Origin of the sequence: Methanobrevibacter sp. TLL-48-HuF1 (genome assembly GCF_023617305.1) — an archaeon.
Lineage (GTDB): Archaea > Methanobacteriota > Methanobacteria > Methanobacteriales > Methanobacteriaceae > Methanocatella > Methanocatella intestini.
On the sequence record NZ_CP081485.1, the window covers coordinates 397576 to 410887 of the forward strand.

Genomic DNA, 13312 nt, shown 5'->3' on the forward strand with positions numbered 1-13312 from the left:
TTAAAAATTAAAAAAAGAAAAATGAAAAAAATGTTTATCACATTTTATTTTTACGTTTATATCCTATTACAAATAAAACCAATAAAGCAATTACTGCAAGAATAATAACTCCAGAACTGTTCTGAATTGCTTTAGCTATTTTATTTGGAGATACTAACTCATAAGATTTTCCTTCTTTTGATGAACCGTCATCACTTGGAGAATCACTGCTGCTTGAAGATTTTGCTGAACTCTGATCTCCGTTAGCCATAGCCTCTTTACCGCTTAAAGATTCATATTTCTGATAGTAATCAGAACTATTTGTTCCAAGGTACTGTGAAAATTCATCAGAGTTTTTCACATTTGCAGAACCGCTGTCGCCAGAAGAAGTTGAACCATCACTAATTACTGAAGAATTGGTATTTCCACCAGAAGCATCTCCAGAACCAGAATTATCACCAGTTTTATCACCTGAATTATCACCATCAGTATCAGAAGGTTTGCCGTCAGATCCTGTGTTATCTTTATTACCAGAATCAGAACTTCCGGAATCATCCTTTTTATTATAGGAAGTTACTTTCTGTTTTATTTTTTTAACTTCCTGATTATGTTCTCCGCCAACCTGAATTTCAACCTGATGGTCAACATTAGGATCTGCTTTAATTACTGCTTTACCATTCTCCAAAGTTGCAGTATACATATTACCGTCAACTTCAACCTGAACTGAAACAGTTCCGGCTTCTTTTACTGGTGTATCTCCTTCAACCATTTGAATTCCTATACCATTAGGTAAAGATATTGCATTTAATCTTAGGATTTTTGCAAGCAATAACGGACAGACAAATGTATTTTCAGGGTCGTCAGAATTGAAAAAATTCGGACCTAATGTAATCATATTTTGTAAAGGATTGTTTTTAGCCTGAAAGTTTTCATTATGTGCAAATGAATTATAGGACACATAAACTCCATTATTAGCTACTGCACGATATGAATCCCCAAATAAAAGACCATTACCAGATTCAAAACCACCTAATTCACAGTTGGGGTTTTGAATATTGTGGATAAGAGTATTTGCTTTAATTTCATCTCCCCATGACTGACAATTTATATAAATACCATTTGTATTGTAATTAAGGAAATTATGAGTATAGGAATTGTTAAAAGATTTGCCGTATAATGAAATTCCGTTAAAACTATTATTGCAGCAATAATTTGAAGTTATATTGGAATTATCAATATCATAAATCTCAATTCCTGATCTGCCATTGAACATCATTGTGTTATTGGCTACATAACAACTGGAAACATTTTTAAGCTGAAGCCCGTTTTCCTGGGCATTATTTAAAACATTTCCAAATAAAGTTACATTCTTTGAGTTTTTAACCAAAACATTATTTCCGGCATCAACAATAGAATTTTCCCTAATAATAGTATTGTCCGAATTATCAACAATAACTCCATAATCTGATGATGCAGCTACAATATTAAATCCGGATAAGACACTGCCTGCACTATTTTTTGTGAAATAAAATCCAAAAGTTTTATCAATATTTAACTCCTGAGCTTTATTGGACAGCTCTCCAGATGTATAAACCGTACTGTTAACATTAGAGACAATATTTACTTTTTTGTCAACAACTAATGAAATCCCCTTATATTCCTTGCTAACAAAATTAAAGGTATCTCCCTGTCCAGCATTATCCAACATTGATTGAATGTCATCATTGGATAAGTCGGAAGAAACATCATAGATAGTAGTTCCCATAACAATGTCATCATTACTGTATTGTAATTCATCAGCTCCGTAGACAGATGAAACTAGGATTAAACCTAAAAGACATATGATAAAAAGATTTAACAATTTTTTATATTTCTTTTCAACCATGTCAATCCACCATCAACATACATTATAAATCAATAATTATATTGATTAAAATTGTATATGAAAATCAAAGCATATAAATATTTTCAATAATTTAAAACACTATAAATCAGATTAAATGAAAAAATAACCATTTTTAAAGTAAATATAATTAAAATTCAAATCGAAATATTTATCATATCACCAAACAAAGGATATACCATTAAATACATAACGTATTTAATATCATTAAATGAGGTAGAATAATGAATAAAAAAGGATTGATATTATCCATATTCTTAGCATTCATTGTTATTTTATCTTCAGGCTCTGTTTTTGCAGAAGACATAAGTAATGCAACTTCTGACGACAGCGTTTCAAGTCCAATGACAAATAATGCAGTTTATGGGGAAGTAACAGCATCTTCCAATTATACTGTTCATACTGGTTCAAATAGTACAACTATTCAAAATACTATAAACAGTATGCATGACGGAGATGTATTGAATTTTGAAAAAGGTGAATATAAAGACATTTGCATATATATTGATAAAAATATTACTGTAAACGGTAATGGTGCACAATTAATTGGTTATCAAACACCAGGAATTAACAATACAAATATTCCAGACATTGTTAAAAACACAACAAAAACTGGCGGATATGGAATAACTAATTTTGCAACTGTTTATATTCTTAAAACAGCAAATGTAAAACTTAACGGATTAACCATGGTTGGTTTAAACAGTACAACTTATTCTAATGTTGTACTTTATGCCTATCAAGCTAAAAATTTAGAAATACTTAATAATACTATAATAGGATCTTCATGGGGTATTTATTTACAAACTTGTGTAAATACTACAATAAATCAAAATACCATTAAAAATCAATCAACAACTGGTATTTTAAACTTTGGATCTGCAAAAAGTATAATAAAAAATAATAAAGTTACAAATGCTATAAATCATGGTATTGACGTAAGACACGGAAGCGGACCAAATGTAACTGTATTCAACAACACAGTTATCGGTTCAAAAGAAGGAATATACCTTATGCATTCCGGAGGACACAATGTATATAACAACACCATTATCAACTGTACCATCAGTTCAATAACCTGTTATGGTTCTTCTGATATTTATATATACAACAATACAATGTTCAAATCCAGAATGGGAGTATTGTTAGGTTCCGGATTTTCAAATATCACCATTGGTGAAAATACCTATAAATTAGCTAATTTACCTTACCCGCCTACTTTTGTATATTATGTAGGAATTGCAGATTCTGCATATCAAAGTCCACAAAGTGTAAGTGGAACTTATAGTGATATCAGTACTTACTCTCCAGCATATACCAATAAAACTGACATTGAAACTCCTAAAGACATTGTAATTGATTATAGTGGAATATTAAAACCTACAGGAACTACATATACTGTTCCTGTCGGCACCACAAGTGAAAATATTCAAAAAATGATTGATTCAATGAAAGAGGGTGACACTTTATCATTTGAAAAAAACGGAATTTATGAAAATATTTGTATTTATGTTGATAAAAACATTAAAATACTTGGAAACAACGCAACATTAATCGGATATGAAACAAAAGGAGTTAATAACACCAATATTCCTTCAAAAGTATGGAAAAAAACCAATGAAGGAGGATACGGTTGTGTTTACTTATCAGTATTATATTTATTCAATACTGATAATGCAGTTGTATCTGATTTAAACATCATTGGAAAAGCTCCAGGATATAATCCAAATACTGTTAGTACAACCACTGACGAATATAAAACCACTTCCCTTTACTCAGAATCTAATAAAAACATAACAATTACCAATTGTGATGTTAAAGGATCTTCATGGGGTATTTTCTTACAATACAATAAAAATGCTGTTATTACAAATAACAACATCCATGACCAATACACCACTGGATTAATAAACTTTGGATCAGCTAACAGCATTATTGCAAATAACACAGTTACCAATGCTGTAAACCACGGTATTGACGTAAGACACGGAACCGGACCAAATGTAACTGTATTCAACAACACAGTTATCGGTTCAAAAGAAGGAATATACCTTATGCACTCTTCCGGACACAAAGTATACAATAACACTATTATTAAATGTACTTTAAGCTCCATAACTGCATACGGTTCAGGTAATGAAGCAATATTCAACAACACATTAACAGGAAGCAGAATAGGCATAATTGTTGGTGGTGGATACTACAATGTAACTATCAGTAATAATAATTACAATTTAGACAGATTACCATTCCCTCCATCATTCCCATATTACATTGTTCAAGCAGATAATAAATACCAAGATGCTGACAAAGCACAAGGAACTTACTATGACTCTGCAAAAGAACCACAAGCAGTTATTATCGTTGATGATGTTACAATGTATTATAAAAATGGAACTAAATTACATATTAATTTAAAAGACAATAACGGATACAACTTAGCTAAAACCAATATTACAGTTACTATAAATGGTGTTTCTTACAACAAAACCACTGATGACAATGGTGTTGTTGAAATGAACATTTATTTAAGACCTGGAGTATATACTGCAACAGTTGCTTATGCTGGAAATAAAACACTTGGAGCAAACTCTGTAGATACCAAAATTACTGTTTTATCAACTATAACTGGAAATAACATAACTAAAATGTATCAAAATGGAACTCAATTCTTTGCTACATTTGTAAATGGCCAAGGAAAAATATTAGCTAATACAAATGTTACATTTAATATCCATGGTGTATTCTACACTAAACAAACTGATGCTAACGGAACAGCTAAGATGAATATTATGTTAAGACCTGGTCATTATATTTTAACTGCATATAATCCTGTTAATGGTGATGAACAAGGATTCAGTATAGATGTTAAATCTTTAGTTGAAGCTAGTGATTTAACTAAATATTACTTAAATGCATCTAAATTCCAAGCAACAATTTATAACAAAGACGGTTCTTTAGCAGTAGATAAAAATGTAACCTTTAACATAAACGGTGTTTTCTACACAAAAACCACTGATAAAAACGGTGTTGCAAGCTTAGGAATAGCTTTAAGACCTGGAAACTATACTATTACAACTATGGTTGACGGTTTGGATATTGGAAACAAAGTCACTGTATTACCGACTTTAGTAACTAAAGATTTAGATATGAAATACTTAGACGGCAGTAACTTCACTGCACAAACTTTAGATGGTCAAGGCAAGCCATTAGCTAACCAGAATGTATCATTTAATGTAAATGGTGTCTTCTATCACAAAGTCACTAATAAAGATGGTATTGCAAGCTTAGGAATCAGATTAATGAGTGGTGAATACATTATAACTTCCTACTGGAATGATTTCCAAACTGGAAACACAATAAAAATAGCTTAAAAAGAGGTTAAAAACCTCTAATTTTTTCTTTTTTTCAAAAAATAATTTTAAAATCAGTAACTGTTTCTTCTGGAATAAGCTATATAGACAATGAATATTCCTATTAAAAGAAGAACAATTTGTGGAAATATTGCAAATAAAACAACTGGGATCAATTTTAATTCTGCTAAAATCCATAAAAGAGCATAAATTATAATTAAAATTCCCATAAGCATAGCTATTTTATTAGCTATTTCCTTAAAATCATATGGAATTCCACCTGGTATTGGCATTATAACACCTTTACAATTCTTTTATACCTTCAGAAGTACCAATTATAACTTTATCAACCATCTGAGTAAAAATACCATTTTCAACAACACCCGGAATAGAATTCAAATCTATTTCCATATGCATCGGGCTTTCTATTTTTTCAAATTTGGCATCAATGACAAAATTTCCATTATCTGTTATGACCGGTCCGTCTTTACGCTCACCCATTCTTATTTCACATTTTGCACCCATATCTTCCAAAGTTTGTATAACTACACGTGATGCATCAGGAATTACTTCTACAGGTACTGGGAAGTTTCCAATTTCTTCAACATACTTTGATTCATCTACAATTACAATAAATTTCTTTGCAGCATAATCTACAATTTTTTCTTTAGTGTGAGCTGCTCCTCCGCCTTTAATAAGATTAAGGTTTTTATCTACTTCATCTGCACCGTCAACAGCCAAATCAATGTCATGTTCTTCCAAGCTGGTAATTGGTATGTTCCATTGTTTAGCAAGCAGTAATGATTGAAAAGATGTAGGAATTCCCATAACATTTATTCCTTCATCAGCTATTCTTTTACCTACTGCTTCAATGAAATAATGAGTTGTAGATCCTGTTCCAAGTCCTAAGACATCTCCATCTGTAACATATTCTGCCGCTTTATAACCTGCTTCTTTTTTAAGATTCATATTAACATATCCTTATTTTTAAATAACAAAACCTAATGTAAGTTTATTAAGTTTATATCCTTTTTTACATTCACCTTTATGTTTTCCATGATTTTTTAAAACAATACATTTGTCCCCATCAACTAATCCTTCAGGGAAGCAATAATCATGATATTCACATTCTTCGTCACAATCAACAGATTCATAAGAAAATGTAGACCCTTCAAAAACACTTTTTGAGGAAGAAAGTAATGTTATATTAGACCTGTCAACTTCTACCGGAATAACTATATTTTCAGCATGAACTGGGCACTTTTGTTCATTATCACGAACATCAATGATTTTATATTTCCTATTTTTTTCTAAAGAGTCAACACAAGATGCTTTAAATCTACAACTTTCACATTCATCTACAGAACCATAAAAAATAAACTCATTACCCTTTTTTGCCAAATCTTTACCAATTAATGTAATCATTTTATCACTCCAGTTTTTAGAGCTAATTCATAAGCTGCATCTTCAGATATGCCATTATCTCCTAAAATAGTATATCTCTCCGGCCTAATAGTATGTGCCATTGTTAATGCATCAATAACATTTTCATCACTAATTCCCAATTCCTTAGCAGATGTTGGAGCCCCAACAGCTTTTAAACTATTTCTAATAAATTTCCAGTCCCCACCGTATAAATACATCATCAAAATAGTTCCAACACCACATTGTTCACCATGTAAACAAGGCTTATCTAAAATCTTATCTAAAGCATGGGAAAATGTGTGTTCTGATCCACTAGCCGGACGACTGGAACCTGCAATACTAATAGCCATTCCACTACTAAACAAAGTTTTAACAACAAGACGTGCACTTTCTTCCAAACCCGGTTTAATACTATCAACATTATCAGTAATCATTTTTGCAGACATTATAGATAATGATGCTGCAGATTCACTATATGGCTCATTTTTTAAACGATGAGCTAACTGCCAATCCTTAATAGCCGTAAAATTTGAAATCAAATCTGCACAACCTGCAGATAATAATCTAAAAGGCGAATTTGCAATAATTTTACTGTCAGCAATAACAGCTATTGGTGCATGGGCTTTAGCAGATGTTGCAGTTTTAGGATTTTTTATTGAAGCTAAAGGAGATACAATACCATCATGTGAAGCAGTAGTTGGCATTGAAACAAAAAATACATTTTTATCAAATGAAGCTAATTTAGCTACATCAATAACTTTTCCACCACCAACACCTAAAACAGTAGTATTCGGAGCAATCATTTCACTGACTTCATCTACTGAATCATAAGATACTTTCTCAACAATTTTAACATCTACTTCAATGTCCTTATCTTCAAGACTTTCAATAACATGTTTTGCTGCAATATCATATGTATTCGGACCTGTTAGAACTAAAACTTTATTGTCTAAATGTAAATCCTTACAAATTTCACCAGTTTCATATATAACATCCGGTCCGATGTATACTTCACGAGGCATTTGTATTTTTCTAGTATTCATAATATCTCCCAAACATATTATACATTTGTATATTTTTAATTAGTAGTTATAAATAGCTTATCATTTAGGTATGACAAAATTTTCTTTAAATAGATTTAATAGGCATTAACAACTGATATATAATTATTATAAAAATTTAATTAAGGTGATATGGTGGAAAATTTTAGTGAATGGTTTCATGACATATTAGAAGAAGCTAACATAACTGATTCAAGATATCCTATTAAAGGAATGGCTGTATGGATGCCTTACGGTTTCCAAATAAGAAAATATACAACAAATCTAATAAAAGAAGTATATGATCATGATCATGAAGAAGTTTTATTTCCACTTCTTGTTCCAGAAACAGAACTAGCTAAAGAAGGATTGCATGTAAAAGGATTTGAAGATGAAGTTTACTGGGTTACTCATGGAGGTAAAACTCAATTAAATGAGAAATTAGCCTTAAGACCAACTAGTGAAACATCAATCTATCCAATGTACTCACTATGGATTAGGTCCCATATTGATTTGCCATTGAAATATTATCAAATTGTAAATACATTCAGATATGAAACAAAACATACAAGACCACTTATTCGTGTTCGTGAGATTACTACCTTTAAGGAAGCACATACTGCTCATGCAAGCAAAGAAGAGGCAGATATTCAAGTTCAGGAACATATTGTAAAGTATAAAGAAATCTTTGATACATTAGGTATCCCGTATACTTTAACTAAAAGACCTGAATGGGACAAATTCCCCGGTGCAGATTATACCATGGCTTTTGATGCAATTATGCCAGACGGAAAAACCCTGCAAATCGGTACTATCCATAATCTAGGTCAAACATTTGCAAAAACCTTCGATATAACCTTTGAAGATAAAGACGGAGAACATAAACTGGTTTATCAAACTTGTGCAGGTTTATCTGACAGAGTAATAGCTTCTGCAATCGGAATTCATGGAGATGAAAAAGGATTACGTCTTCCACCGGAAATTTCACCAAAACAAATAACAATCATTCCTATTTTATTTAAAAAAGGAAAAGAAGAAGTTTTAGCTAAATGTGAAGAACTTAAAAAAGAGTTTGAATCTGCAGGATTACGTGTAAATATTGATGACAGAGACATCAGACCAGGTAAAAAATTCTATGACTGGGAATTAAAAGGAACTCCAATAAAACTTGAATTAGGTCCTAGAGATTTAGAAAACAACAAAACAATAGCTATGCGTAGAGATGAACTGGAAAAAATTGAACTTGATTTAGATGAAAATCTTGTTGGCAATGTAATTAGTTTAATTGATGAATTAAATGAAAACCTTGCTGAAAGTGCAAAAGAATTCCATAAAGACCACATTAAATTTGCATCTGACATTGATGAAGTTAAAGAGTTAATTGAAGCAGGAAATGTTGTAGCAGTTAACTGGTGTGGAGATACTGCCTGCGGACAAAAAATAGAAGAAATCACTGGTTATTCTGTTTTAGGTATCTATGAAGAACTTGAAGGAGAAAGTAAAAAATGTATAATCAGTGATGAAGATGCTAAATATGTTGCATTAATAGCTAAAACCTACTAGAGATGAAAATATGGATGACATTTATGGAATAATACCTGTCAGCAAATTTAAAGAATGCAAAACCAGATTATCTCCATTTTTAAGTGAAGATGAAAGGGAAAAACTCCTGAAAGTTATGCTTAAAGATGTTACTGATACTTTAAGAAAATATACTGATAAAATAATTATAATCAGTGCTGATGAAGATGTTTTAGAATATGCTAAAAGCTTAAACTTAAGTGTTTTAAAAGAAAATGAAAATTCAAATTTAAATAAAGCATTAAAACAGGCTATGGAATACTGTAAAGGCAAAACTAAAAAAGTAATCATAATGCCATCTGACATTCCCCTCATCGGTAAAACCAACCTTAAAATGGTAATCGATTCAAGTAAACAGCTTGATTTCATCATTATTCCTTCAAAAGGAGGGGGAACAAACACTATAATTATGAAACCACTGGCTATCAGAACTAAATTTGGAGATTTCAGTTATAAGGAACATGTAAATGCTGCAGACAGAAAAAACTTAAATCCTCAAGTTCACGACTCATTATTTATGGCTCTGGATGTTAATACAACTGAAGATTTAGGAGAAATAATGGTTCATGGTGAAAATACTGAAACCAGACGTTATTTAAAAGAGTTAAAAATAAATGTTGAGTCAGTACATGGCAGCGAACGTTTGAGAGTCACAAGAGGCAGTTAAATGATTGTAATGTCAATAGCTGGCGTTGATCCATCTGGAGGAGCAGGTATTTTTGCAGATATCAAAACATTTCAGGCACTTGGTGTTTATGGAACTGGAATTGTAACTGCACTTACTGCCCAAAATCCTCAAAAGATGTACTCTCTAAAAGCTATTGAAACCAGCTATGTTGAAGAGCAGATTGATGCTATTTTAGACACCTACAATGTTGAATATATTAAAACAGGAATGTTATATTCAACTGATATCATCAAGTCCGTTTCTAAAAAAATCAGAGAATATAATCTGAAAGCTGTTGTTGATCCGGTTATGGTAGCAACATCCGGAGGAGAATTAGCTAAAAATGATTTAAGTCAGAATTTACTTAAATATTTACTTCCAAAAGCTATTCTTACAACCCCAAATGTTTCTGAAGCTGAAAAATTAACCAATATTAAAATTACTAATGAAGAAGAAGCTAAAAAAGCTTGTGAAAAATTAGGAAAAACCTGCAACAACATTATAACCGGTGGACATCTCAATGGGATAAATACCATCAATATTGACGGAAGTACCAGTATTTTTAAGCAAAAATTATTAAAAACAGATAATTTACACGGGAGCGGCTGTAACTTCTCAGCAGCTATTGTAAGTTATTTAAGTCAGAAAAACGACTTGAAAACAAGTATTTTAAAAGCTTCAGATTATACTTACGAAAGTATAAAAAATGGAAAATATGGAACCCTAATAGCAAAATTATAGCTATTAGAAATCTTCCACATTTAATTTATCAAGTACTTCCTCTTGAATTTCAATAAATTCTTTGGATTCTCTTTTTCTAAGTCTTGGCATATCTACATCAAAGATTTCTTTAATTTTACCCGGATTTTTGTCCATTATAACAATTTTATCTGCAAGATAAATTGCTTCATCAACATCATGAGTTACAAAAACAATTGTATTTTTAAATCTTTTCCAAACTCCAATCAGCTGTTCCTGAAGCATGTGTCTATTTTGCATATCCAATGCAGAAAATGGTTCATCCATTAGTAAAATAGGTGAATGATTAAGCAAAGATCTAATAATTGCAACTCTTTGTTTCATACCACCTGAAAGTTCATGTGGATAACTATCTTTAAAGTCAATTAAACCTACACTTTCAAGATATCTTTCTGCAGCCTTAAGATTTTCCTCTTTAGTTCTGTCTTTTTTGAGATTAAGGCCGAACATCACATTTTCCAAAACTGTCAACCATGGAAATAAGGAATATTGCTGAAAAATAACTGCTCTGTCACCAGATGGTTTTTTAACAGTTTCACCATCTGCTATAACTTCCCCAGAAGTTGGTTGGTCAAGCCCAGCTATCAAACGAAGCAGAGTTGTTTTACCGCAACCAGAAGGGCCTAAAAGACAAACGAATTCACCATCTTCAATATTTAAATTAACATCATCTAAAACTTTTATATCATGATCCAAACCGCGACCATGAAAAGATTTATTTATATTTTTAATTTCAATTGCCATTTTAAACTACCTACCAGAATACTCTTTTTTCTATAAGTCCGAAGACATAATCAAGGACTAAACCAATTAAACCAATAACCAACATACCTACAACAGTAGTACCAGTATCAAATAAATTTGTAGCTGTTAAAATTAAATATCCTAAACCGCTACTTGAACCAATCATCTCTGCAGAAATAGTACACATCAATGCTATTCCCACACCAACTTTAAGTCCGGAAACTATAGGAGGCACTGCAGAAGGTAAAATAACCTTTGTAAGCACTGTTTTATCATCTGCACCTAATGTTTGTGCAGATTCAATTAAAACTTTATCAGTTCTTTTAACTCCGTCAATTGTGTAAATAAGAATTGGAAAAACACATCCTATAAAAATAATAAATATAGCCGGAGCAGTTCCAATCCCAAACCACAATATTGAAAATGGAATCCATGCTATCGGAGGTATTGGCCTTAATATACTAATTACAAAACTGCATAAAGTTTCTAACTTACTATACCATCCAAGCAATATTCCTAAAGGAATAGCTACAACAGATGCAAGTGCCATACCACCAAATACTTTAAATAAAGTATCCATAGTGTCAACAAAAAGTTCTCCAGATTGCATTATATTCCAAGCAGAATGACAAACACTGCCCGGACTTGGTAAGAAATAAGGATTAACTAACTCTAAAACAGAAGTTATGATATACCAGATAATTATAATAAAAATTGGTAAAATTATCGGTGTGAACTTATCTTTATTCATTAAATCACTTACATAAAATTTTTTTTACAATTATTAATATTGATTGTATATTTATATAAATATTTCACATGATTTTAAGTAGATACTCACAAATCAAAATTGTATCCAAAGGTATATATACTGCAAAAAGTAAAATAAATGTTACATACAATAAAAGTGAGGTGTAGCTTTGGAAGCAAATAGAAGATTTTTTTCAAAGATTGGATTTAATTATTTTGCACTTGGAATAATCATATTTGTGCTGAATATATTCATCGGATTACTCATAAGCATAATTAATCCAAATCTTTTATCTAATCAAACAATGATGACATTTTTCTCAGCTATTTGGACTTATCTCTTACCTTTACCAATATTTATTTATATAATGAGAAAAACAGAAGCAAAAACTCTTGAAAAACATAAAATGACCATTAAAACATTTATAATATGTATATCCATTACAATGTTTTTAATGTGGATCGGAAATATGATGGGAGTTATTACAACTGCAGGAATCGGCTCATTAATACAGCATGAAGTAGCTAATCCAATTAATGATGTAATAAACAATTCCGGTTTAATTGCAAACCTAATTATAATAACTATAATAGCTCCAATATTTGAAGAACTCATATTTAGAAAGTTATTAATTGACAGAACTATAAAATACGGAGGTACAATTTCAGTACTGCTTTCAGGATTATTATTTGCATTTTTCCATGGAAATTTAAGTCAATTTTTCTATGCATTCCTTCTTGGAGGATTTTTTGCAATAATTTATATAAAAACAGGACAAATCAAATATACAATTGGATTACACATGATTATAAATTTCATAGGATCAGTTGTCAGCTTATTTGTTTCACAACCATTATTAGATTTAGCTAATGGAAGTGTAATTTCACCGACAAGTGCATTTGGCGTTATTTTATACATATTAATAACTTTAGGATTAACAGTTATGGGTTTAATCTACTCCATCAAGTATTTTGATAAAATCAGATTTGACGGAAGTGAAAAAGAAATAATTCTAAAAAATCCGGCCAGTACAATCCTTTTAAATCCGGGAATAATTTGTTTTATATTACTGATGTCTTATACCATATTTACATCAATAGCTTAAAAAAA

11 protein-coding genes and 2 pseudogenes are annotated in these 13312 nt (G+C 31.0%); 6 read left to right on the forward strand and 7 right to left on the reverse strand.

Annotation, left to right across the window (positions count from 1 at the left end):
- Nucleotides 1–37 precede the first annotated feature (37 nt).
- Nucleotides 38–1864 (reverse strand): right-handed parallel beta-helix repeat-containing protein, encoded by a 1827-nt coding sequence (locus K4897_RS01910; protein ID WP_250416389.1) that lies wholly within the window; start codon nucleotides 1862–1864, stop codon nucleotides 38–40.
- A gap of 707 nt (nucleotides 1865–2571) precedes the next feature.
- Between K4897_RS01910 and K4897_RS09140 the strand changes: the two are divergent.
- Nucleotides 2572–4101: pseudogene (locus K4897_RS09140) on the forward strand (right-handed parallel beta-helix repeat-containing protein); the annotation flags it as partial.
- A gap of 414 nt (nucleotides 4102–4515) precedes the next feature.
- Nucleotides 4516–5256, forward strand: a pseudogene (locus K4897_RS09145) (adhesin); the annotation flags it as partial.
- A 53-nt stretch (nucleotides 5257–5309) separates the two neighbouring features.
- Here the strand turns inward: K4897_RS09145 and K4897_RS01920 are convergent.
- Genes K4897_RS01920 through K4897_RS01935 form a run of 4 tightly spaced genes read right to left on the reverse strand, consistent with a single transcriptional unit; the run spans nucleotide 5310 to nucleotide 7703 of the window.
- Nucleotides 5310–5528, reverse strand: coding sequence for a hypothetical protein (locus K4897_RS01920; protein WP_019264198.1), 219 nt, complete (start codon nucleotides 5526–5528; stop codon nucleotides 5310–5312).
- Between the two features lie 10 nt (nucleotides 5529–5538).
- The gene (gene rpiA, locus K4897_RS01925; RefSeq protein ID WP_019264199.1) at nucleotides 5539–6204 is read right to left on the reverse strand and encodes a ribose-5-phosphate isomerase RpiA; all 666 of its coding nucleotides are present in this window, start codon (nucleotides 6202–6204) and stop codon (nucleotides 5539–5541) included.
- A gap of 18 nt (nucleotides 6205–6222) precedes the next feature.
- The gene (locus tag K4897_RS01930; RefSeq protein WP_019264200.1) at nucleotides 6223–6660 is read right to left on the reverse strand and encodes a UPF0179 family protein; all 438 of its coding nucleotides are present in this window, start codon (nucleotides 6658–6660) and stop codon (nucleotides 6223–6225) included.
- The gene (locus tag K4897_RS01935) at nucleotides 6657–7703 is read right to left on the reverse strand and encodes an NAD(P)-dependent glycerol-1-phosphate dehydrogenase (RefSeq protein WP_019264201.1); all 1047 of its coding nucleotides are present in this window, start codon (nucleotides 7701–7703) and stop codon (nucleotides 6657–6659) included. The genes K4897_RS01930 and K4897_RS01935 overlap by 4 nt, the downstream gene beginning before the upstream one ends.
- 150 nt (nucleotides 7704–7853) lie before the next feature.
- On the opposite strand from K4897_RS01935, the gene proS reads away from it, so the two are divergent.
- From proS to thiD, 3 genes are read left to right on the forward strand one after another with little or no spacing between them, the layout of a single operon-like run.
- Entirely contained in the window at nucleotides 7854–9263 is a 1410-nt protein-coding gene (gene proS, locus K4897_RS01940) for a proline--tRNA ligase (protein ID WP_250416393.1), read from the forward strand.
- Nucleotides 9264–9273: 10 nt separating this feature from the next.
- Nucleotides 9274–9948 (forward strand): 2-phospho-L-lactate guanylyltransferase, encoded by a 675-nt coding sequence (cofC, locus tag K4897_RS01945; RefSeq protein ID WP_019264203.1) that lies wholly within the window; start codon nucleotides 9274–9276, stop codon nucleotides 9946–9948.
- A complete protein-coding gene (thiD, locus tag K4897_RS01950) occupies nucleotides 9949–10689 on the forward strand; it encodes a bifunctional hydroxymethylpyrimidine kinase/phosphomethylpyrimidine kinase (protein ID WP_019266248.1) in 741 nt (246 codons plus the stop codon).
- A gap of 3 nt (nucleotides 10690–10692) precedes the next feature.
- On the opposite strand, the gene K4897_RS01955 is transcribed toward thiD, so the two are convergent.
- Together K4897_RS01955 and K4897_RS01960 are read right to left on the reverse strand one after the other, a co-directional pair.
- Nucleotides 10693–11451: an ABC transporter ATP-binding protein gene (locus tag K4897_RS01955; protein WP_019264205.1), complete on the reverse strand. Its 759-nt coding sequence runs from the start codon at nucleotides 11449–11451 to the stop codon at nucleotides 10693–10695.
- 10 nt (nucleotides 11452–11461) lie between these two features.
- The gene (locus K4897_RS01960) at nucleotides 11462–12202 is read right to left on the reverse strand and encodes an ABC transporter permease (RefSeq protein ID WP_019264206.1); all 741 of its coding nucleotides are present in this window, start codon (nucleotides 12200–12202) and stop codon (nucleotides 11462–11464) included.
- 169 nt (nucleotides 12203–12371) lie between these two features.
- On the opposite strand from K4897_RS01960, the gene K4897_RS01965 reads away from it, so the two are divergent.
- Entirely contained in the window at nucleotides 12372–13307 is a 936-nt protein-coding gene (locus K4897_RS01965) for a CPBP family intramembrane glutamic endopeptidase (protein ID WP_019264207.1), read from the forward strand.
- Nucleotides 13308–13312 lie beyond the last annotated feature (5 nt).